The organism is Flavobacterium sp. CG_23.5, from assembly GCF_017875765.1.
Taxonomy (GTDB): domain Bacteria; phylum Bacteroidota; class Bacteroidia; order Flavobacteriales; family Flavobacteriaceae; genus Flavobacterium.
Window position 1 is genome coordinate 3,321,269 of the sequence record NZ_JAGGNA010000001.1, and the last position, 22,852, is coordinate 3,344,120.

Sequence of the window (22,852 nt, forward strand, 5' to 3'; positions counted from 1 at the left end):
ATTTTGTAGTTTCCTATTATAATTATAAGAAAATTAACAATGATTGTTAGTCTTTTCTTGGTCTTCTTGGTCTTGGTGAATCACCAAAGCCTTCAGAACGTCTTGGTGCTCTATCAGAACTACCTTCGTTTCTTGGTGCTCTGTCAGAAAAACCACCTTCTCTAGGAGCTGAACTTCTTCCTCCAAATCCACCTTCTCTTGGTGCAGAACTACTTCTTCCACCAAAGCCACCTTCTCTTGGAGCTGAACCTCTATCGCTTCTGAAACCACCACCGCCAGAACCTTCTCTTCTTGGTGCAAAACTACCTTCTCTTCTTGGTGCTGAGCTTCTTTCGCCACCAGAGCGACCTCCGCCAAAACCACCACCAGAACTTCTTCCGTTATGGTCACGTCTTCCGCCACCATCATTTTTAGAAATTTCAACATTGATTCTACGTCCTTCTAATTGTACGTTGTTCAATACTTCCATTACTTTATCAGTATGTTCCGGATCAGTGTTAAAGAAAGAGAAACCTTCTTTTACATCAACTTTGAAAACGTCATCACGACCTAAGTCTAATGTTTCTTTCAAGTAATCTTTCAATGACATCCAATCAAAGTTGTCTCTAGAACCTATGTTCACGAAATATCTTGTTGCACCACCATTGTTATTTTCTCTTGGAGCACCATCTCTATCATCACGCTCACGTCTTTCAGAACCTGAAGCTTGATTAGAAAGATCTCTAGTTTTCTTGTAGTAATTGATAAAACGGTTAAATTCAACCGATACCATTTTCTTGATTAATTCTTCTTTCGAAAGATCTTCAAGAACGCTGTTAATTGCAGGAAGATAGTTGTCAATTTCGTGATCAACTTCTACATCTTTAATTTTATTAGCTAAGTGTAACAATTGGATTTCGCAGATTTCAATTCCAGAAGGGATTGTTTTTTCTTCGAATTTTTGTTTGATGATTCTTTCAATAGAAGAAATCTTACGCAATTCACTTTTAGTAACAATTACGATAGAAGTTCCTAATTTACCAGCACGACCAGTACGACCTGAACGGTGATTGTAGGTTTCGATTTCGTCAGGTAATTGATAATTTACTACGTGAGTAATATTATCCACGTCAATTCCACGTGCAGCAACATCAGTAGCTACAAGCATTTGGATTTGGCGACCTCTAAAAGATTTCATAACGCCATCACGTTGCGCTTGAGATAAATCTCCGTGCAATGCAGCAGCGCTGTATCCATCTTCAACCAATTTTTCAGCAACAGCTTGCGTATCTCTTTTGGTACGACAAAAAACTACTGAGAAAATGTCTGGATTAGCATCAGCTAAACGTTTCAAAGCTTCGTAACGGTCACGCGCATTTACAAGGTAAAATTCGTGAGAAACCGTAGCTGAACCTGAATTTTTAGCTCCAACCGTAATTTCGATTGGATCTTTCATGAATTGTTTTCCAATACGTGCTACTTCAGCAGGCATTGTTGCAGAGAATAACCATGTGTTTTTGTCGTCTGGCGTAGTAGAAAGGATGTTTACGATATCTTCGTAGAAACCCATGTTCAACATTTCGTCAGCTTCGTCAAGAATACAATAGTTGATTTGAGAGATGTTTACCAAACCTCTATTAATCATGTCTTGCATTCTTCCTGGAGTTGCTACAATAATTTGTGCGCCTCTCTTTATGTCTCTCGCTTGTTCTGTTATGCTAGCTCCACCGTAAACTGCTACCACATTAATACCTTTTTCGTATTTAGAGTAGTTTTTAATTTCGTTGGTAATCTGCAAACAAAGTTCGCGTGTTGGAGATAAAATTAATGCTTGTGTATTTCTGTTGTTGGCATCAATTTTCTGAATAACTGGAAATCCAAATGCTGCCGTTTTCCCTGTCCCTGTCTGAGCCAACGCAACCATATCTGTGTCTTTTTCCAATAATAGGGGAATCGCTTTCTCCTGTACTTCGGTCGGATTTTCAAATCCTAGATCTAAAATCGCCTTCAGTAACGATTCACTCAATCCTAATTGTTCAAATTTATTCATATGTATTTTTAAAATAGGGTGCAAAATTACTGTTAATAATCGATATAAACTAATGCTATTTTAAGATTTAATGATTTATTACCATTTGACTGTCAGAAAGTTATAGAATTGCTTTGAAATTTTGGGTTTGCAATTAAGGAAATTTAGATTAAATTTGGATTCTCACCTCAACTTTTTGTTGCTAAAATTGAATGAAATCAAAAATTAAGTAGTCTTTGTTAAAAAGGTGATTAGTTGTTGTGTCGCTTTTCCTCTATGACTGATTTCATTTTTTATTTCCAATGACAATTCAGCGAAAGTTTCTTTATAACCAAAAGGTTGAAAGATAGGATCGTAACCAAAACCATTGTTTCCTGTTTTTTCTAAAGTGATTTCGCCTTCAGCAATACCGGTGAATAACACTTGTTTGCCATTCATATTCAATGCAATCACCGTTTTAAACTGTGCATTTCTATTGTTTTTATCGGATAGGGCTTCCAGTACTTTGTTCATGTTGTCATCGGAACTGCGTTGTTCCCCTGCATATCTCGCCGAGTAAACGCCTGGTTCGCCATTTAAAATCGCGACTTCAAGTCCAGTATCATCGGCAAAACAATCGTAACCATACTTGCTGGTTACATAATTAGCTTTTAAGATGGCATTCCCTTCAATCGTATCGGAAGTTTCTGGAATTTCTTCTAAGCAACCAATATCTTCCAAGCTTAGAATTTTGATTGTTTCAGGAAGTATACTTTGAATTTCCAGGATTTTATTTTTGTTATTGGAAGCGAAGACAAGCTGCATTTTTTTGGTTTTGAATTTGAATCTTCAAAGATACATTTTTTTAGGTATTTTGTAAGGAATGGATAGCGATTAACTTGAGTGGTATTGAAAGTGAATATGTTGTTACTACGTATAAATCAATACGTTAAATGAGAGTTAAAAAATTAAATGTCAGGTAGTTGAATGTTAATTTATTGTATCTTTGAGTGTGGTTTTGATTCATCACTTGGGTGCGGTCTTCTGTACAATAGAAGCGTATTCAGATAATAAGCGATACTGAGAAGTAAAGTTGATAATGGTAAATCAGAATCTACAATGGGAGGTCCTTTAAATGACCTCCTTTTTTTATGCTCTTATTTTAAAATATTAATTTTCGTCTGAACACTTATATAATTTTTGAAATAAACCTTTTGATAATTTTTAATTTTGTAAGTTTTACCAAAATATAGCTCTCAGTAGCGAAAACAATTTAAAAAATAAATAATTTAAAATATTGAAAATCAATACGTTAAAATAAGGTTAAATAATTATTTATCAGTAAATTAAACTAAGTATTATTGTATCTTTGAGTGTTGTTTTGATTCATCACTTGATTTAATTCCATCTGCAAAGAGAAGATTTTTCAAATAATAAACGATACTGAAAGGTAGAGTTGATAATGATAAATCAGAATCTACAATCGGAGGTCCTTCAAAAGACCTCCTTTTTTTATGCGATTATCTTAAATTATAAATTTTCAGATGGACACTTATATAGTTTTTGAAACAAACCTTTTGGGAATTTTGAATTTTGTAAATTTCACCACAATATAGTTCTCAGCAGCGAAAACAATTTAAAAAAATAAACAACTTAAAATATTGAAAATCAACATGTTAAATTAAAGTTAAATAATTATTTATCAGTAATTTAAACTAAATGTTATTGTATCTTTGAGTGTTGTTTTGATTCATCACTTGATTTAATCCCATCTGCAAAGAGAAGGTTTTTCAAATAATAAACGATACTGAAAGGTAGAGTTGATAATGGTAAATCAGAATCTACAATCGGAGGTCCTTCAAAAGACCTCCTTTTTTTATGCACATTAGTTAAAAAATAGATTTCAACTAATAATTTTCTAATACGATTTTCATCAACTTCTGTCGTTCTAATTTTTTAAAAATTACATCGGCTACCAACATTCTAATAGATTTTAAAAACATAAAGTAATTTGTAATTTAAAGAATAAAAAATCAGCGTTAATTAATAGTTAAAACGTTTAAATACAGTATAATGAAATAATGTTAATTGTATCTTTGAGTGTGGTTTTGATTAATTACTTGAATGTTGATCTTCAACAGAAGATAGTGATAATTCAATAATCAGCTATACGATATACGGTATAAGTTGATAATGGTAAATCAGAATCAACAACTGGAGGACTCAATGAGTCCTCCTTTTTGTTGCTATAATTTTAATGTATGGTTGCGCTTTTTAAATTGTCGGGAAAGTACAAATCAGATAAATGTGCAAATTCATCGCCACGCATAAAAATGTTGATGTCAACATCTGCAAAACTTTTTTTACCTGCGGCAGCCAGGAGTTCATTAGCGGCATGCAAAGTGTTTTTATGAAAATAAAAAACACGCTCCGATTTATCCGTGACAACCAATCCTTTCATCAGCATTTTGTCTTGGGTGGCAACTCCAGTTGGGCATTCGTTAGTATTACAGCGTAAAGCTTGAATACAACCCAATGAAAACATAAATCCACGGGCGCTATTGCACATGTCAGCTCCTAAGGCAACAGCTCTAAGAATAGAATATCCGGAAATTATTTTACCACTGCAAATCACACGTATTTTGTGACGAATCCCAAAACGAACTAACGTTTTATTCACAAAAATAAGGGCAGGTTCGAATGGCATTCCTACACCATCAGCAAATTCAAGTGGTGCGGCACCTGTTCCTCCCTCGGCACCATCAACAGTGATGAAATCCGGGAAGCAGTTTTGCGTAATCATTTCTTGACAAATGGCTTCAAATTCGCTGGTTTTTCCAATACATAATTTAAAACCTATTGGTTTTCCATTTGAAAGTTGTCGAAGGTTTGCAATAAATTCTATCAAACCTTTGGTATCCGAAAAAGCAGAATGACCCGGTGGAGAAAGGATTGTGGTATTTGGAAGAACGCCTCTAATTTTAGCGATTTGTTCTGTATTTTTTGCGGCAGGAAGTACACCTCCGTGACCCGGTTTAGCACCTTGTGATAACTTAATTTCGATCATTTTTACTTCTGGAAGGTTTGCTTTTTCAGCAAATCGTCCTCCGTCAAAACCTCCTCTGTCATCACGACAACCAAAATATCCGGTGCCTATTTGCCAGGTAATATCACCACCTTGCAGATGAAATTCTGTTAATCCTCCTTCGCCAGTATTATGATAAAATTTTCCTTGAAGCGCACCTTTATTTAATGCCACAATTGCATTTTCGCTTAACGATCCAAAACTCATTGCCGAAATATTCAATAATGAAGCTGAATACGGTTGTTTACAATCAGGTCCGCCCACTACAACCCGAGGTAATTCTTCATTGACAACTGCAGGAAAGATGGAATGCTTAATTCCTTCGTAGCTGGATCGATTGAGATTTAATTGTGTTCCAAACGGAGTTGTGGCATCAATATTTTTAGCTCTTTGGTATGCAAGGGTACGTTGGTTTCTTGAAAAAGGTTTCCCGTCCGTGGAACGTTCTATAAAATACTGTTGGAGTCCGGGAGCTATCATTTCAAAAAAATATCTAAAATAACCCAGTACGGGAAAGTTCCGTAGAATGGCATGTTTCTGCTGGATACTATTGGCATAACCAATTAGTAATAGTAGAAACAAAGCAATTGAAACAAACAGTCCAACTTTAAAATAGAAAAAAATAATCAAAGAAATAATAAATGCAGTAATTCCTAAAATGAAGAATTTTTGTCTCATGTTAAAGCTAATTTTTGCACTAAAATAGTAAGAATAATGAAAAGCCAACTTATTTTAACACAAAATAAGAAGTAAAAATCAGCGGACTTAAAACCCAAAGTGCTATTTTTATCGTAAATGTATAGTACAAAAAAATATATGCGCATGTATCAAAAATCCTCTATTCCATTTTATACTATTCTGCAATTTTTATTTTTTATTTTGTCTTCTACAAATGGCTTTTCGCAATATGTCTTTCAGGAAAAGGCATTTCCGAAAGAATTATCGCTTCATAATTTCACGACAGTTGCTGATGTAGGTCAGAAAAAATTAAATATTCAGACGGTAATAGCTAATTATGATTCCTTTAATCCAAAAAAACTTAAAACTGAAAATGATGATTTGGGTTTTACTGAAAATAATTTTTGGGCTAAAGTCGAAGTTCAAAACCCAACCGGCTTATCTTTAAACTATTACCTTGAGACAGCAAGACCCATTACTGATTTGGTTGAATTATATGTAGTTGATAGAGCTTCAGGAAAAATCACCAAAATGGTAAGTGGAGATGCTATGCAATATTCTAAACGTAGTTTTGATAATAGGAAATCAGTTTTTGAGTTGGAAATTCAGCCCAAATCCAATGTAAATTTATTTTTGCATTTAAAGAGTGACGGCGAAGTGATAAAAATGCCGTTAATGCTATATTCATCAGAAAATTTCATAAAGGTGATGTCAAGAGAGCAATTTGTTTTTGGCTTTTTCTATGGTATTTTAGGAATTGTAGCCGTGATTTATTTCTTTTTCTTTTTTGCTTTACGCGAAAAAACCTTTTTATACTATAGTTTATATGTTGTCTTCGTTGGGCTGTTACAATTTTCATTAGATGGTTATTTCTATCAGCTTGTTACACCGGATGGAGGCTGGTTTTCAAATCGCGCGGTATTGCTGTTTGCAATAGTTGGCGCTTTATTATCCGGGAAATACAGTGAAGTATTTTTGAAAATTAAAATCCATAGCACAAAAATCTATAGACTGTTTAATATTAGCTACGCATTATTATTTGGTTTATTGTTTTGTACCTTATTTATTCCCGCTACTTTACTATTTTGTTATCCTTTAGTAAATGTGCTTGGGCTACTATTTCTGGTTTTGATTATTTATTCCATAGGATATCTTTATTATAAAAAGAAACCTGTGGATCCTTTATTTACGATTGGAATTTTCTTTTTAATTGTTGGATTTGGGGTATTTATTTTAAATAATTTTGGACAAGTTACCAGCAATTTTTTGACTCAAAACAGCTCTAAGTTGGGAACAGGTTTAGAGATTATTTTTCTGTCGTTGTCGATGTCAAATTTGATTCGGAATCTCAAAAACGAAAAAAATGAACTGAACAGGATTGCACTGGTTCGTTCCGAAGAAATGAATGACTTAAAATCGTATTTTTTATCGAATATTAGCCATGAATTGCGAACACCACTCAACGCCATAATGAATTTGACTGATTCCATTTCTAAAGAAGTGCAAGACGATAGTATCAAAAAGAATTGCCAAATCATAAAATATTCTTCCCATAGTTTATTGAGTTCTGTTAATGATATTTTAGATTTTTCTAAAATCGAAAAAGGAGAACTTAAACTCGAAGAAACCCAATTTGAGCCTGTTCGATTTTTAGAACATTTGAAAAATAATGCAATCAACAGAGCCAACGATAAAGGATTAGAATTTCAATTTTCAACATCAGATTCAATTCCCGATTTTATGATTGGTGATGTGACTAGATTAGCGCAAGTAGTTAATAATGTATTGAGTAATGCTATTAAATTTACATCAGAAGGGTTTGTTAAATTTGCAATTGATGCGGAAACGAAGTCCAATAACAGAGCCAGTCTAATAATGACCATTTCTGATTCAGGTGTTGGAATCCCAAAAGAGAAAATGGATAGTATTTTTGATTCCTTTTCTCAAAATAATATTGATAATAAGCGAAAATTCGGCGGACTAGGATTAGGGCTTTTTATAGTAAAAACATTAGTCGATATGCAAAATGGAACTATTGAAATGAATAGTAAAGTCAATGAAGGAACCACTTGTAAAATCACCATTGATTTTGATGTGGTGATTCAAGAAAAAAAGGAAGAAGCCATAGTTGAACCTACTGTTTACGATTTAGAAGGAAAAACTATTCTTGTGGTGGAGGATAATCCCATCAATCAAATGGTCATTAAAATGATTACCAAAAAATGGTTGAATACCACGGTAGTTTATGCCAATAACGGTCAGGAAGGTTTGGACGCGTTTCAAACAAACCAATTTGATATTGTATTAATGGATCTTCAAATGCCGGTCATGGACGGTTACGAAGCCACGATTGCAATTAGAAATGGGGAAGCTGGAGCAGCGAATGCCAACATCCCCATTATTGCAGTAACCGCTGATGTTATGGAAACAACAAAACAGCGGGTTAAGGAAATAGGTATGAATCATTATTTATCAAAACCAATTAAGAAAGAAACTTTATTTGAAATTATAAAAAGTTTAGTTTAGCTGTAACGCAAGCGAACATAAACGTGCTTAATCCCTTTTTTATCAGATTCCCGTTCGTCGATTTCCAGGATATCAGTTAGTGATTTTAACATTGGTGTTAGTTTAGAAAAGCCATAATTTCTAGGATCAAATTCTGGTTTTCTCTTGACAATCATGTTTCCAACGTCGCCAAGAAATGCCCAGCCATCATCATCACATATGTCTTCTATGGAGGTTTCGATAAGCTCTATTGTATGTATATCTATTTTGTTTAATGATTTCTCAACGGGTTTTTCAACAGGTTTTTCGACTGGTTTTTTAGTGTCGGTTGAACGTTTTTTTGCTTTTTTCTTGATTGCGCCATCCAAAACTTCGATGTAAATAAATCGATCGCAGGCAACAATAAAGGAATTGGGTGTTTTTTGTTCTCCAATTCCAATGACTTTCATTCCGGACTCTCTCAAACGAATGGCCAATCGTGTAAAATCAGAATCACTGGAAACGATACAAAAACCATCCACTTTATCAGAATATAATAAGTCCATGGCGTCAATAATCATCGCTGAATCCGAAGAATTTTTACCAACGGTATAGCTGTATTGTTGAATAGGCGTAATGGCATGTTCTAATAAGACACTTTTCCAACCTCCGGCATTTGGTTTGGTCCAATCGGCATAAATACGTTTAGTGGTTGGCGTTCCGAACTTAGCGATTTCTTCCATCATTCCTTTTACATTGCTGTATGGAACGTTATCAGCATCAATGAGAACGGCGAGTTTTAATTCTATTGTATCTTTTGACATAAATTTTTAAAATTGAAATAGTGATTCAAAGATACAAAGTTTATCAATGGAAACTAATATTTAGCCCTAATCGAAATGGAAAGCCTCGACTGAAAAAAACTATTTTTTCTTGTGGTGGCAGAGCGACCAAAGGAAGCTCCTACTAGCGCAATAGAAAAAAGGTTTTTTGAGGGAAAGCTTGAAATGTAGAGTAGGAAATTGCTCGTAATTGTCAAGTTTATTGCAGTTAGAACCGGATAACGAAAATAAATTTGCTTTCAAGTCCATTATAAAATTTAAATAATTATTTTTGCAACTTCTTAAAATTAAAATTATTACTTGATATATTATGGTAAAAGATTTATTCGAAAGGATTCAAAACAATAAAGGACCGTTAGGAAAATGGGCTTCACAGGCTGAAGGTTATTTTGTTTTCCCTAAATTAGAAGGTGAGTTGGGTCCAAGAATGCAGTTTGGTGGAAAAGATATTTTGAATTGGAGTTTGAATGACTATTTAGGTCTTGCTAATCACCCAGAAGTGCGTAAAGCAGATACGGAAGCAGCAGCACAATACGGTGCAGCTTATCCAATGGGAGCGCGCATGATGAGTGGTCATACTAAATATCACGAACAATTAGAGAATGAATTGGCTGCTTTTGTAATGAAAGAATCGGCTTATTTATTGAATTTTGGCTACCAAGGAATTATGTCAACAATTGACGCTTTGGTTACTAAAAATGATGTAATTGTATATGATGTAGATGCACATGCTTGTATTATTGATGGTGTTCGTTTGCACATGGGAAAACGTTTTACCTACCGTCATAATGATCTTGCAAGTATGGAAAAAAACTTGGAACGTGCTACAAAATTAGCTAAAGTAACAGGAGGAGGAATTCTTTTCATTACAGAAGGCGTTTTTGGAATGCGTGGTCAACAAGGAAAATTGAAAGAAATTGTTGCCATGAAGGAAAAATATAATTTCCGTTTGTTGGTTGATGATGCGCACGGTTTTGGAACACTGGGAAAAACAGGTGCTGGAGCAGGTGAGGAGCAAGGTTGTCAAGACGGAATTGATGTTTACTTCTCTACTTTTGCAAAGTCTATGGCTAACATTGGTGCTTTTATTGCCGCTGATAAAGATATTATAGATTATCTGAAATACAATCTCCGTTCTCAAATGTTTGCAAAAGCATTGCCAATGATTCAAACAATTGGATCTTTAAAACGATTAGAATTGTTGCGTAATCACCCAGAATTGAAAGATAAATTGTGGGAAAATGTAAATGCGTTGCAAAACGGATTGAGAGAACGTAATTTCAATATTGGAGATACTAATACTTGCGTAACTCCAGTATATCTTGAAGGAAGTGTTCCGGAAGCAATGATTATGGTAAACGATTTAAGAGAAAACTACGGAATTTTCTTATCAATTGTAATTTATCCTGTTATTCCAAAAGGAATTATCTTATTGAGAATGATCCCGACAACGTCTCATACATTAGCAGATGTTGATGAAACATTAACTGCTTTTGAAGCAATTCGTGAGAAACTTGAAAATGGAACGTACAAAGAAATCGCATCAAGAACGAAAGTTGATTTAGACGCCTAGTTTTTGTTGTTTTGAGTTAGAAAAATCCATTCGTTTTGCGGATGGATTTTTTTTTGGCGAAATAATCCAATGGGAATATCGTATATTTATTGAAATTGATAAATAAAAATGTATGAAAAAAGTACTTGTCTTAAGTCTCGTGTTGATGAGCATTCTTGTTTCTTGTAAAAAAGAAAAAGAAGTTGAAGTAGTTCCAGTCGCTCCAGAAAAAATAGCTGTTGAAGAATCTATTTCCGAAGAATGTTACAGTGGCACTATTAAAAAAGACACTATTTCGATGAATTTGATAGTTAAAGGAAATCAAGTAACTTCAGGAAAATTAAGCTACAATTTTTACGAAAAAGATAAAAATGAAGGAACACTTGTTGGGGAAATAAAAGGCGACACACTTCTTGCTGATTATACTTTTATGTCCGAAGGTGTTTCATCCGTTCGTCAAGTTGTTTTCTTGAAAAAAGGAAACACGTATGTGGAAGGTTTTGGAGATGTTGTTGACGATAATAAAGGGAAAGTAGCTTTCAAAGACAGAAAGCAATTAAAATTCGATGGGAAAACCGTTTTGTCAAAAGTAGAATGTAAAATGTAATACGCTTCGCTTAATAAAATCATTAAAAGGAGATGGAGCTGAAACCGTAAATATAATGGAATGAGAAAATCCCATTTGCCACAGGCAAATGGGATTCTTTCTAAACTCTAAACTCTAAACTCTAAACTCAAAACTCTATTACAATTCTTTTGTAAAGGTGCACCTTCTTTTGTGAATCACGGGATCAAAATGTTTCCATAAGTTGATACTGGCAGCATTATCAGATAATTCAGGAGTTCTGAAGCAATTTACAATTCCTTTTTCTGTGAAAGTTTCGTAATATTCATTGAAAATTATTGCTGTAACCGCCTTGTTTTGATAATCAGGATGAACGCCTATCAGATAAAAAATCACATTCTTACTTTGTTTTTTAGCCCTTAGCAAATGCAGGAATCCAAAAGGAAATAATTTTCCTTTTGATTTTTTCAAAGCTTCCGAAAAATCAGGCATTACGATACTAAAAGCCACAATATTATGGTCTTTGTCTTCTACGAATTTGATGTATTCCGGATTAATAAAACTGATGTAATTTTTCTTGAAATATTCTTTCTGGGTATCTGAAATTGCCACAAAAGACGATAAAGAAGCGTACGATTCATTGAATAAATCAAACATTTTATCCACATGGGGCATTATTTCTTTGGTGGTTTTAAAATTTAATGGTGATAATTGATACCTTTTCTTTACCAGTTCATTCGCCTTTTTGAAAAATTCAGGTTTTACATTTGAAAAAGGGAATTTACTTTCAATATATTCTTTTTCTTTAATGTAACCCAGTTTTTCAAAATGATGCGCATAATACGGATGATTGTACCAAGTAATCATGGTTCCAATTTCCTCAAAACCTTCAGTAAGTACACCTACTTTATCCAAGTTTGAAAATCCCATTGGACCTTCCACATATTCTAAGTTATTTTTTCGACCCAGTTCATAGACTTTTTCGAGTAATGCTTGTGTGACTTCGATATCATCAATGGTATCAAACCAGCCAAAACGGACTTTCTTTTTATGCTGATCATTTACCTCTTTCCAATTTATTATGGCAGCAATTCGCCCTACAATTGAATTGTCTTTGTAAGCTAGGAAAAAATAGGCTTCGGCATCCTCGAAAGCAGGGTTTTTAGTCTTGTCAAATGTTTCTAATTCATCAGCAATAATAGGTGGAACCCAGTATTTATTGTCTTTGTATAAAGAAAAAGGGAATTTAATGTAATCCGTTAATTCGCTTTTTGTTTTCGCTTCTTTTATTGTAATCATTATTAATTTAAAGGTGTAGTTTCTATTTCGTCTTTACGTTTTTTGCTTTTTTTCTCCGCTTTCTTCTCGGCTTTTGTTTTGGATTTGTCACCGCTGTCAATGTTGATTCGTACTTCTTTATAACCGGCATCATAGCGCCAAGAAAAACCAACTCCGCCATAAAGAATAGAAGGTGTGGTCTTTAAACTGCTACTTATGGAAGCATCGATTTGCATGTCTTTATTTAGTAAATAGGCAGCACCGCCTCTTACGATGGCATCACTGTAAAAATCACTTTTGAAACCTTGATTTTCAATGAACCCAGACCATTTTCGGTTAAATCCTCTTGTTAAAGTTAGTACATATCCGTAACTTGGAAAATCAGTAGAAATATAATCGGCGATGATATTAGTTACAAAAACCCATTTTCCGTCTCCCAAATGATTTTGGGTAATTAACATGACTTTTGGAGAAATACTAGCTTGTCGAGAAAAAGAATAAGGATTGTCAGCCATCGTGAAATTGGCTCCTGCAAAAATAGAAACGGCAGGAATTAATTGGTGCCAATTGAACGCATGATTGGCTTTCCAACTGTAAATATTAATATTTTTTTCGTAATTTTTAAATGGATCATAAACCAAATATTTTACTCCCACTACGGTTTGCTTTAGAGCTGATTTAGTAGCACTGGTTAAATTTGTTGTGAATGTTTCCTTTTGGTATTGTAAATCGGCTACTAATTCTAATTTTTCCAACAATAATCCGTATCGTAAAGTGAAGTCTAAACCAAATCCATTGGCATCATAATTCAATAAACTATGATTTTCTTTTATGCCATAAATTCCTGTTTCCACTTGAATCACTTTTTTACCAACAGCAAAAGCAGACATGGTTTCTCCCGGTCTGTTTGAATTGATTTGGTCCGTGTGCTGTCCATAATGTAACATTGGAAACATGAAAATGGCTAGGATAAGTATAATTTTGATTTTGGACATATTATTTTTTTAAGATTAAAAGTAATAACGCATTTCAAATGTACTATATTTTATCATTTATTTAAGAATGATATTTTAATTTTGTCCCGAATTTTGGGATGGATTTATTAATTTTGTAAAAAAAATATTTTGATTATGCAAACAGCCTCTTTTACAGGTTTTATAGAAACCATATTTTACATTTTGGCTTTTTATTATATTTTTAGATTTTTGGCAAAATTATTATTGCCTTTATTGGTGAAAAAAGTGGTGCAGAAAGCTGGAGAAAATTTTCAGCAACAGCAGCAACGTTCACAAGATACTTCATGGAATCAAACGCCAAATAAGGATGAGGTTATATTCAATTCAGGCAATTCTAAAAAACCTCGCGAAACCAAAAAAGTAGGAGATTATGTGGATTATGAAGAAATTGATTAAGTTTGCACGATATAGTTTATTTGGTTGACAGCAATCGGATTTTTGCAAATAAAACAGTAAACTTTAAACTCTAAACTTTTTTAATGAAAATTCTTAATAAGTTATATCCACACGCCTTAGCCATAGTTGGTTTTGTACTCATTTCCCTAATTTATTTTTATCCGGTATTACAAGGAAAACAAATTTTCCAATCGGATATTGCTCAATACACCGGAATGGCGAAGGAGCAAAACGATTTTAGAGCTTCAAATCATATAGAACCGTATTGGACGGATTCTGCTTTTGGCGGAATGCCAACGTATCAATTAGGAGCCAAATACCCACACGATTATATTGGAATGATTGATGACGCTTTGCGTTTTTTACCTCGTCCTGCCGATTATTTATTTCTATACTTCTTAGGTTTTTTTGGTTTGTTACTAACCATGAAAATTGATCCTTTAAAAGCCTTTTTTGGTGCTTTAGCTTTTGGATTATCTACTTATTTGATAATCATTTTAGGAGTCGGACATAATGCCAAAGCGCATGCCATTGCATACATGCCACTTGTTATTGCTGGTTTTGTTTTGGTTTTCCAAAAAAAATACATTTGGGGTGGATTGCTAACGATGTTTGCTGTCGCGTTAGAAATCAATGCGAATCACTTTCAAATGACCTATTATTTGCTGATTTTCTTATTGATTCTCTCCGGTTATTTTATTTATTTAGGAGTTAAAGACAAGGATTACAAATCGCTTTTATATTCATCTGGAGTTTTAGCAGTGGCAGGGATTTTTGCGATTGGTGCTAATGCTACTAATTTAATGGCAACATCAGAATATGCTAAATTCAGTACTCGTGGAAAAACGGAATTAACGTATAATCCCGACGGTTCAAAAAATACTAGTGACAGTGCGCTATCCCGAGATTATATTACAGAATATAGTTACGGTATTGCCGAAAGTTTCAATCTTATTGCTCCTCGACTTTTTGGAGGTTCAAATAATGAAGCATTAGGTAAGGACAGTAAGATGTATGATTTCATGATTGGTCAAGGAGTTCCGGAAGGACAGGCAAATGATTTTGTTTCTGGAATGCCAACGTATTGGGGTGATCAGCCTATTGTCGCAGCACCGGCTTATATTGGTGCGGTCGTTTTCTTTTTGGGAATTTTGGCCTTGTTTATTGATAAACGAAAAATTAAATATGTATTTCTTACGGGAGCAATTGTTTCATTGGTACTTTCTTGGGGAAAAAACTTCCCAATACTGACCGACTTTATGATCGATTATGTTCCTATGTATAATATGTTTAGGGCGGTTTCTTCTATTCAAGTCATTCTTGAATTGTGTTTTCCGGTTTTAGCCATTATGGGATTACAATCTTTTTTGCAATCTGAGAAAGAGCAGCAATGGAAAGCTTTATGGCAAACGGCTTCCATCGGTTTGGGAACCATTGTAATTTTGTTTTTAGCAAAAGGCACATTCAGTTTCTCAGGCGGTAGTGATAGCTATTTTCTTAAAAGTTACGGGCCTGGATTTGTAGATGCGTTGAAAGAAGATAGGATGAGTTTGTATAGCGCTGATTTATTGCGTTCTGGTTTCTTTATTTTGCTTTCAGCGAGTGCTTTATGGCTGTATATAAAGAATAAATTGGCTCAAAATACAACTATAATTCTTGTTGGGTTATTGATGATTTTTGACTTGTTTTTTGTCGATAAAAAATATGTTTCTGGTAAAGATTTTGTTTCCGGACGAGAAGTTGAAGTTCCTTTTCAGGAAACTCCTTCGGATGCGCAGATTTTAAAAGACACCACTCATTACAGGGTTTTTGAAGTAAATGGAAATTTATCAAGTGCTAGAGCTTCGTATTTTCATAATTCTATTGGAGGATATCACGCTGCAAAACCTCGAAGAATGCAGCAATTATTTGATTACCAAATTGCTAAAAACAACATGGAAATCATCAATATGTTAGACGTTAAATACATTATCCAAACGGATAAAGAGAACAAAGAATTTCCAACTTTGAATCCTAACGCCAACGGCAATGCATGGTTTGTGAGCCTAGTGAAATCAGTTTCAACGGCAGATGACGAAATGAAAGCTTTGGATAATTTAGATTCTAAAAATGTTGCGGTTGTAAATGACAAGGAGTTTAAAATTAAAAATAAGGCTTTCGCCAAAGACAGTTCGGCAACAATTATTTTAGATTCATACAAACCAAATTATTTAAAATACACGTCTAATAACACCAATGAAGGTTTAGCTGTTTTCTCTGAAATGTATTATGGAAAAGGCTGGAATGCCTATATCAACGGAAAAAAAATAGATCACATTCGTGTGGATTATGTTTTGAGAGCGCTGGAAATTCCTGCGGGGAAACATTCGATAGAATTTAAATTTGAGCCGCAGGTGATAAAAACAGGAAGCACGATTACCTTGGTTAGTTCGTTTGGAATGTTGCTGCTTTTAGTTGGTGGGATTTATTTTGAAAAGAAAAAAAAGTAGAGACACACCGTAGAGACGCACTGCAGTGCGTCTCTAACATAAAACAATTAAATTGAAACCAGAACCAAAGAAAATCCTCATAATCACCTATTATTGGCCACCAGCTGGAGGTCCAGGCGTGCAGCGTTGGTTGAAATTCGTAAAATATTTACCTGATTTTGGAATTCAGCCTGTTGTGTATATTCCGGAGAATCCAACCTATCCCATTGTTGATGAAAATTTAGTTAAAGAAGTTTCAGAAAAAGCAATCATTCTGAAACATAAAATATTCGAACCCTATCAATTGGCTTCTTTTTTTTCGAAGAATAAAACTAAGAAAATCAGTTCAGGAATTATCCCAAATCAAAAAAAACAATCTTTTCTGGATAAAACTTTTCTTTGGATACGAGGCAATCTTTTTATTCCGGATGCCCGTGTTTTCTGGGTTAAACCATCGGTTGCTTTTTTAGAAAAATACATCACAGAAAATAATATCGATACTATTGTTACTTCTGGACCGCCACACAGTTTGCATCTTATTGGATTGGAATTAAAACAAAAATTAAATGTAAAATGGTTTGCTGATTTTCGGGATCCTTGGACAACTATTGGCTATCATAAATCATTGCGATTATCTAATTATGCCGCCAAAAAGCACAAAGCGTTAGAACATCAGGTTTTGAATACAGCCGATACCATAATCGTAACCAGTAAAACTACTAAAACCGAATTTGAAGCGATTACGCGCCAACCTATTGCGGTAATTACAAACGGTTATGATGATGAGAATGTGGAGAAGCAAACTTTGGATACCAAATTTAGTTTGGCACACATTGGTTCTTTTCTATCTGAGAGGAATCCTTTGATCTTATGGGAAAGTCTGGTGGAACTAATTAATGAAATTCCAGATTTTAAATCGCATTTGGAAATTAAATTAATAGGAGCGGTAAGCCAGGAAGTTTTGGGAACCATTTCGCAATTTGATCTGAATCCGTATTTGAATAATTTAGGATATGTTTCTCATAGTGAAGCGATTTCGCATCAAAGAAAATCGCAAGTTTTGTTACTTATCGAAATAAATTCAGAAGATACTAAAAGCATTATTCCGGGAAAATTATTCGAATATATGGTTTCTAACAGACCTATTATTGCCATTGGTCCAAAGAATTCTGATTTTGCTGAGATCATAACCGCGACTAATACTGGCGCGTTCTTTGACTATTCTGAAAAAATGAGATTAAAAAGTGTAATTTTGGCATTTTATTATCAATTTTTGGAGGGTAGACTGCAGTCAAATGGAGTAGGTTTACAAAAATATTCAAGAAAAAGTCTCACAGGAGAATTGGTGGAATTGCTTAAATAAATGTAAATTAAAAGTGAGATTGCTTCGTGCCTCGCAATGAAAAAAAAATGGGAATAGTTTTAAATCAGTCCTTAAAGAATACGGTAATCACTTACATTGGATTTGGAATTGGAGCCATAAATACAATTTATTTATATCCTGTTTTTCTTGGAGCCACGTATTACGCGCTAACAAATTATATCACATCTTCAGCTAATGTAATTATGCCTTTGTTCGCGATCGGAATGCAGAATACTTTAGTAAAATACTATTCTCAATATGAAACTGAAGATGAAAAATCTCAGTTTTTGTCTTTTACTGTGCTGTTTCCTTTATTATTGTGTATCCCTTTAATTTTGATAGGTTTATTTTTCTATGATGACATTGCTTATTTTGTGTCAAAGAAGAATGCGGTTGTCAGAGAATTTTTATGGCTTATTCCATTTACAGCTTTGAGCATGGCTTATTTCGAAATTTTTTACGCTTGGGCAAGAGTACATATGCATTCTGTTTTTGGTAATTTTATTAAAGAAGTGGGTTTGCGATTACTATGTCTATTTGCCTTGATTTGCGTCTATTATAAATGGATGACCGTAATAGAGTTTGTTTATGTTATGGCAGGCATCTATTTCTTCGCTTTTGTGATTACGATGTTCTATGCATTTTATATAAAAAGACCTAATTTTCAATTTTCGATTCCGGAGAATTTAAAACATATATTAGAGTACACTTTTTATATAATTTTATCCGGAAGTGTAGCTAATTTGCTTTTGGATGGTGACAAAATGATACTTAATCAATACATGAAAATTGAAAACATTGCGTATTACTCGGTAGCAACTTATATTGCTTTAGTAATATCGGTTCCAAGCCGGGCCATGCATCAGATTGTTTATCCCATTACGGCTAAATTAATGCACGAAAATAAACAGGAAGAATTAAATGTGTTGTATAAAAAAACATCGATTAACCTGCAGATAGTGGGTGGTTTTGTGATGTTGTGCATTTTTGTCAATATCAATCAGTTATATGAAATGGTGCCAAAAGAATATAGTGGCGGTATTTTGGTCGTATTTATGATTGGATTATCTAAATATTTCGATTTAATTTTAGGCAATAACAATGCAATAATTTTTAATTCAAAATATTATCGCATGGTATTGTTTTTAGGACTTATGTTGGTTTTTCTGACAATAACTTTGAATATGTTTTTTATACCTAGATATGGAATTATAGGTTCTGCATTCGCGACCTTATTATCGGTAACTTTATATAGCTTGGCTAAATTACTTTTTGTGGTAAAACGAATGCATTTGTACCCTTTTACAAATCAAACGGTTTATTCGCTGTTGATTACTTTTATTCTATTTATATTGTTTTATTTCTGGGAGTTTCCTTTTCATCCCATTGTTGCTATTGGAATGAAATCGGTATTAGTAGCTATGTTATATGTCTATATCAATTATAAATTTGTTGTTTCTCCTGAAATTAACCAAGTTCTTGACACTGTTTTAAAAAGATTAAAAATAAAATAAATTGCTGTTATAGTTCAAAATTCCTCTTTACCTAATCCGGAAGACTTTTTTTAAAATTATATAATGACTGGTGTGCATTTTCTTAAAATTAGAAAATGAATACTGGTTTTTTATTGTTCTTTAATAATTGTAATAATCTTCTCAAGATAAATATGGCAAATTTATAGGTATTTTCTAGTTGACTGTAAGTTGATTAGCCGTTTTCAAAGTGTGAATTATGTAACTCTATTCCGCTATTATGTAATATTTGACGTGGTTTTTAAAAATATATTTGTAATCTAATTAATTGCAAAATAATACATCATTTAAATTACAATCAAAAAATCACTAAAAGTGGGTATTGTACGAATTATATGTAACACTTATTTTTGTATTAATTATTTGTCTAAACTGATTTAAAAAAAAAATACTAATTAGTCAAATTAAAAACAATAGTATGGTAATTTCCCAAATTGCAAACGAAGATAATTTTCAAAAATATTCAAATATTATTGCTGATAAAATTAGCAACGGATTTGTAGTTGAAGAAAGAAATGACAAACTGCCTTTTGCCGTTTTGTCAAAAGATGGTAAAGCCGTAGATCACAGTTTAAATTTTGTAATTTGTTGTCTTACATTAGGCTTATGGTCTATCCCTTGGATTTACAAAACGTATGTGACTTCCAAAGAAAAAAAGATATTAGTCGCTATCGATGAAGATGGAAACACATTTGAAGAAAATTGTTATATTGGATAGATTTTTATATTTTTTCTTTAAGATATTTTCCAGTAACTGATTCTTTTATTTTAACTATTTGCTCTGGCGTGCCTGCAGCCAGAAGTTTCCCGCCATTTTCCCCACCTTCAGGTCCTAAATCGATAATCCAATCCGCACATTTTATCAGGTCAAGGTTGTGTTCAATTACAATTATTGAATGTCCTTTCTCAATTAAGGCATCAAAGGAAGTTAATAGTTTCTTGATGTCGTGAAAATGCAATCCTGTTGTAGGTTCGTCAAAAATGAAAAGTGCTTTATCTTTTGTAGCTCCTTTTACCAAGAAAGAAGCGAGTTTGATACGTTGCGCCTCACCACCGGAAAGTGTAGATGATGATTGACCCAATTGCACATATCCTAATCCAACATCTTGTAGCGGTTGCAGTTTTTGAATGATTTTAGCTTGCTTATTTGCAGTAAAAAAAGCGATGGCATCATCAACAGTCATAGTTAGAATATCATGGATGTTTTTGCCTTCAAAGGCCACTTCTAAAACTTCTTTTTTAAATCTCTTTCCGTTGCATGTTTCACAAGGCAATTGTACGTCGGCCATAAAAACCATTTCTACATTAATGGAACCTTCTCCTTTGCAGGTTTCGCATCTTCCTCCATCAACATTAAAAGAAAAATGTTTGGCCTGATAACCTCTTATTTTTGATAATTTTTCTTTGGCATACAATTCCCGAATGTCGTCATATGCTTTTATGTAGGTCACTGGATTAGAACGAGAACTTCGACCAATAGGATTCTGATCGACATATTCAATGTGTTTTATTTGTGAAAACGAACCTGTCATTTCAGTGAATTGTCCCGCTTTTTCGCCAACATTCTCCAGTTTTTTCTGCATGGCTGGAAACAAAATTTTCTTAACAAGCGTACTTTTGCCACTTCCGGAAACTCCTGTGATTACGGTTAAAACATCCAATGGAAAAGTAACATCTACATTTTGAAGATTATTTTCTCTGGCACCTTTTATTTCGATGTAATTCTTGAATGTTCTTCGTTTCTTAGGAACCGAAATTTCTAAGTCTCCGTTCAAATATTTTGCGGTTAGCGATGTCGATTTCAGGATTTCATCAAATGTTCCTTGTGCAACTAAATGACCACCTAATGTTCCCGCTTCCGGACCAATATCGATTATCATATCAGCTGCTTTCATTATATCTTCATCATGTTCCACAACAATAACGGTATTACCTAAATCTCGAAGTGAAAGCAATACTTTTATTAAACGTTCCGTGTCTTTTGGGTGCAAACCAATACTAGGTTCATCAAGAATATACATCGATCCCACCAAGCTGCTCCCTAACGAAGTCGCTAAATTAATACGCTGTGATTCTCCACCTGAAAGCGTTGATGAATTTCTATTTAAAGTAAGATAATCCAAACCAACCTCTGTTAAAAAAGCCAATCGATTATTAATTTCAACCAATAATCGTTTCGCGATTTGCTTCTCATAAACATCTAAATCAATGCTGTCAAAGAAACGAACCAAATGCTTGATAGGTAAATCAACTAAATCAGAAACAGTTTTAGAATTAATTTTCACATAAGAAGCTTCTATTCTCAAGCGTTTTCCTTTGCACGCATAACATTTGGTTTTCCCGCGATAGCGCGAAAGCATCACACGGTTTTGTATTTTATAATTTTTTTCTTCTAATTCTTTGAAGAAACCATTGAGTCCTTGAAAATATTCGTTTCCATTCCAAATCAATTCTTTTTGGCCTTCAGATAATTGAAAGAAAGGTTTGTGAATGGGGAAATCAAACTTGTAAGCATTGTTTACCAATTCATCACGGAACCAACTCATGCTTTCGCCTCGCCAAGGGAAAATAGCGTTTTCAAAAACAGATAAAGTAGTATTTGGCACCACTAATTCGGCATCAATACCTATAATATTTCCGTAACCTTCGCAGACTGGACAGGCACCATAAGGATTATTGAAACTAAACAAATGAACGTTTGGCTCCAAGAAAGTAATGCCATCGAGTTCAAAATTATTAGAATAAGAATATTTTTTATCTGAATTTAATTCTTGAAGATAACAAATTCCCTTTCCTTCAAAAAAAGCCGTTTGTACTGCATCAGCGAGACGATTATAGAATTCTTCTTCCCCCGAAGTTTCGGGATTAACCACAATTCGGTCAACAATTAGAAAAATATCTTTTTTGCTTAGTGAATCCGGTAAGTCGTCTAAACGAACCATTTCATTATTAACTAAAATTCGAGCAAATCCTTGCTGCAAAAGAACTTTTAGTTTGTCTTCCAGTTTTCTTCCTTCTTCTAGGTGAATAGGAGCGAGGAGCAACCATTTACTGTCACGTTCAAAAGTTTTCACGTCCGTTACAACATCAGTAACGGTATTTTTTTTGACTTCTCGTCCGGAAACTGGTGAATACGTTCGTCCTATTCTGGCAAACAATAATTTTATATAATCGTAGATTTCTGTTGAAGTTCCTACTGTGGATCGGGCATTAGTCGTGTTTACCTTTTGTTCGATAGCGATAGCAGGCGCAATTCCTTTAATGTATTCTACTTTTGGTTTGTCTAATCGTCCAAGGAATTGTCGTGCATAAGAAGATAAACTTTCTACATAACGGCGTTGCCCTTCGGCATACAAAGTATCAAATGCCAAACTCGATTTTCCGGAGCCAGAAAGTCCTGTAATAACCACTAATTTATTTCGGGGTATGGCGACATCTACATTCTTTAAGTTATGTACTTGTGCGCCTTTTATGATGATATTTTTCTTTGGATCTAATGTAGAAAGGTCAACTTGCATAAAACAATAATTTTCACAAAAGTAATCAATTTTCAACGGAGAAATAGGATTGAACGAATCACAAATAATGATTAAAAAAGGAGCAGAA

The 22,852-nt window shown here is 33.8% G+C and carries 15 protein-coding genes; 8 read left to right on the forward strand and 7 right to left on the reverse strand.

What is annotated here, in order from left to right:
* Nucleotides 1-46 precede the first annotated feature (46 nt).
* The 3 genes from H4V97_RS14275 to H4V97_RS14285 all read right to left on the reverse strand — a co-directional run bounded on the left by H4V97_RS14275 (nt 47) and on the right by H4V97_RS14285 (nt 5,750).
* Complete coding sequence (locus H4V97_RS14275; RefSeq protein ID WP_209550054.1) at nt 47-2,029, reverse strand: DEAD/DEAH box helicase; 1,983 nt, start codon at nt 2,027-2,029, stop codon at nt 47-49.
* 204 nt (nt 2,030-2,233) lie between these two features.
* Nucleotides 2,234-2,812: a non-canonical purine NTP diphosphatase gene (locus H4V97_RS14280; protein WP_209550055.1), complete on the reverse strand. Its 579-nt coding sequence runs from the start codon at nt 2,810-2,812 to the stop codon at nt 2,234-2,236.
* Between the two features lie 1,429 nt (nt 2,813-4,241).
* On the reverse strand, nt 4,242-5,750 hold the full coding sequence (locus tag H4V97_RS14285) for an FMN-binding glutamate synthase family protein (RefSeq protein ID WP_209550056.1): 1,509 nt from the start codon (nt 5,748-5,750) through the stop codon (nt 4,242-4,244).
* Nucleotides 5,751-5,894: 144 nt separating this feature from the next.
* Between H4V97_RS14285 and H4V97_RS14290 the strand changes: the two genes are divergently transcribed.
* Complete coding sequence (locus tag H4V97_RS14290; protein WP_209550057.1) at nt 5,895-8,276, forward strand: hybrid sensor histidine kinase/response regulator; 2,382 nt, start codon at nt 5,895-5,897, stop codon at nt 8,274-8,276.
* Here the strand turns inward: H4V97_RS14290 and H4V97_RS14295 are convergent.
* Nucleotides 8,273-9,058, reverse strand: coding sequence for an NYN domain-containing protein (locus H4V97_RS14295; protein ID WP_209550058.1), 786 nt, complete (start codon nt 9,056-9,058; stop codon nt 8,273-8,275). The two genes, H4V97_RS14290 and H4V97_RS14295, sit on opposite strands and share 4 nt — an antisense overlap.
* A 328-nt stretch (nt 9,059-9,386) precedes the next feature.
* Between H4V97_RS14295 and H4V97_RS14300 the strand changes: the two genes are divergently transcribed.
* Complete coding sequence (locus H4V97_RS14300; protein ID WP_209550059.1) at nt 9,387-10,649, forward strand: aminotransferase class I/II-fold pyridoxal phosphate-dependent enzyme; 1,263 nt, start codon at nt 9,387-9,389, stop codon at nt 10,647-10,649.
* Nucleotides 10,650-10,761: 112 nt separating this feature from the next.
* A complete protein-coding gene (locus H4V97_RS14305) occupies nt 10,762-11,235 on the forward strand; it encodes a hypothetical protein (RefSeq protein ID WP_209550060.1) in 474 nt (157 codons plus the stop codon).
* A 138-nt stretch (nt 11,236-11,373) separates the two neighbouring features.
* On the opposite strand, the gene H4V97_RS14310 is transcribed toward H4V97_RS14305, so the two are convergent.
* Nucleotides 11,374-12,492 carry a GTP cyclohydrolase gene (locus H4V97_RS14310; RefSeq protein WP_209550061.1) on the reverse strand — a complete coding sequence of 373 codons (1,119 nt, stop codon included), beginning with the start codon at nt 12,490-12,492 and terminating at the stop codon, nt 11,374-11,376.
* Between the two features lie 2 nt (nt 12,493-12,494).
* On the reverse strand, nt 12,495-13,466 hold the full coding sequence (locus tag H4V97_RS14315; RefSeq protein WP_209550062.1) for a transporter: 972 nt from the start codon (nt 13,464-13,466) through the stop codon (nt 12,495-12,497).
* 135 nt (nt 13,467-13,601) lie between these two features.
* Between H4V97_RS14315 and H4V97_RS14320 the strand changes: the two genes are divergently transcribed.
* The 5 genes from H4V97_RS14320 to H4V97_RS14340 all read left to right on the forward strand — a co-directional run bounded on the left by H4V97_RS14320 (nt 13,602) and on the right by H4V97_RS14340 (nt 19,964).
* Nucleotides 13,602-13,883, forward strand: coding sequence for a DUF4834 family protein (locus H4V97_RS14320; RefSeq protein WP_209550063.1), 282 nt, complete (start codon nt 13,602-13,604; stop codon nt 13,881-13,883).
* An 83-nt stretch (nt 13,884-13,966) separates the two neighbouring features.
* On the forward strand, nt 13,967-16,372 hold the full coding sequence (locus H4V97_RS14325) for a YfhO family protein (RefSeq protein ID WP_209550064.1): 2,406 nt from the start codon (nt 13,967-13,969) through the stop codon (nt 16,370-16,372).
* A gap of 52 nt (nt 16,373-16,424) precedes the next feature.
* On the forward strand, nt 16,425-17,714 hold the full coding sequence (locus H4V97_RS14330) for a glycosyltransferase family 4 protein (RefSeq protein WP_209550065.1): 1,290 nt from the start codon (nt 16,425-16,427) through the stop codon (nt 17,712-17,714).
* Nucleotides 17,715-17,761: 47 nt separating this feature from the next.
* Nucleotides 17,762-19,228, forward strand: a complete 1,467-nt coding sequence (locus H4V97_RS14335; protein WP_196849062.1) for an oligosaccharide flippase family protein — start codon at nt 17,762-17,764, stop codon at nt 19,226-19,228.
* A gap of 436 nt (nt 19,229-19,664) precedes the next feature.
* A complete protein-coding gene (locus H4V97_RS14340) occupies nt 19,665-19,964 on the forward strand; it encodes a hypothetical protein (RefSeq protein ID WP_196849063.1) in 300 nt (99 codons plus the stop codon).
* Nucleotides 19,965-19,968: 4 nt separating this feature from the next.
* Here the strand turns inward: H4V97_RS14340 and uvrA are convergent, their stop codons facing one another.
* The gene (gene uvrA / locus H4V97_RS14345; protein WP_209550066.1) at nt 19,969-22,764 is read right to left on the reverse strand and encodes an excinuclease ABC subunit UvrA; all 2,796 of its coding nucleotides are present in this window, start codon (nt 22,762-22,764) and stop codon (nt 19,969-19,971) included.
* Between the last annotated feature and the right edge of the window lie 88 nt (nt 22,765-22,852).

Excerpts from the sequence above, each read along its gene's own strand:
- H4V97_RS14275 (WP_209550054.1), bottom strand. The coding sequence starts at position 2,029 with ATGAATAAATTTGAACAATTAGGATTGAGTGAATCGTTACTGAAGGCG.
- H4V97_RS14280 (WP_209550055.1), bottom strand. The coding sequence starts at position 2,812 with ATGCAGCTTGTCTTCGCTTCCAATAACAAAAATAAAATCCTGGAAATT.
- H4V97_RS14285 (WP_209550056.1), bottom strand. The coding sequence starts at position 5,750 with ATGAGACAAAAATTCTTCATTTTAGGAATTACTGCATTTATTATTTCT.
- H4V97_RS14290 (WP_209550057.1), top strand. The coding sequence starts at position 5,895 with ATGTATCAAAAATCCTCTATTCCATTTTATACTATTCTGCAATTTTTA.
- H4V97_RS14295 (WP_209550058.1), bottom strand. The coding sequence starts at position 9,058 with ATGTCAAAAGATACAATAGAATTAAAACTCGCCGTTCTCATTGATGCT.
- H4V97_RS14300 (WP_209550059.1), top strand. The coding sequence starts at position 9,387 with ATGGTAAAAGATTTATTCGAAAGGATTCAAAACAATAAAGGACCGTTA.
- H4V97_RS14305 (WP_209550060.1), top strand. The coding sequence starts at position 10,762 with ATGAAAAAAGTACTTGTCTTAAGTCTCGTGTTGATGAGCATTCTTGTT.
- H4V97_RS14310 (WP_209550061.1), bottom strand. The coding sequence starts at position 12,492 with ATGATTACAATAAAAGAAGCGAAAACAAAAAGCGAATTAACGGATTAC.
- H4V97_RS14315 (WP_209550062.1), bottom strand. The coding sequence starts at position 13,466 with ATGTCCAAAATCAAAATTATACTTATCCTAGCCATTTTCATGTTTCCA.
- H4V97_RS14320 (WP_209550063.1), top strand. The coding sequence starts at position 13,602 with ATGCAAACAGCCTCTTTTACAGGTTTTATAGAAACCATATTTTACATT.
- H4V97_RS14325 (WP_209550064.1), top strand. The coding sequence starts at position 13,967 with ATGAAAATTCTTAATAAGTTATATCCACACGCCTTAGCCATAGTTGGT.
- H4V97_RS14335 (WP_196849062.1), top strand. The coding sequence starts at position 17,762 with ATGGGAATAGTTTTAAATCAGTCCTTAAAGAATACGGTAATCACTTAC.
- H4V97_RS14340 (WP_196849063.1), top strand. The coding sequence starts at position 19,665 with ATGGTAATTTCCCAAATTGCAAACGAAGATAATTTTCAAAAATATTCA.
- uvrA (WP_209550066.1), bottom strand. The coding sequence starts at position 22,764 with ATGCAAGTTGACCTTTCTACATTAGATCCAAAGAAAAATATCATCATA.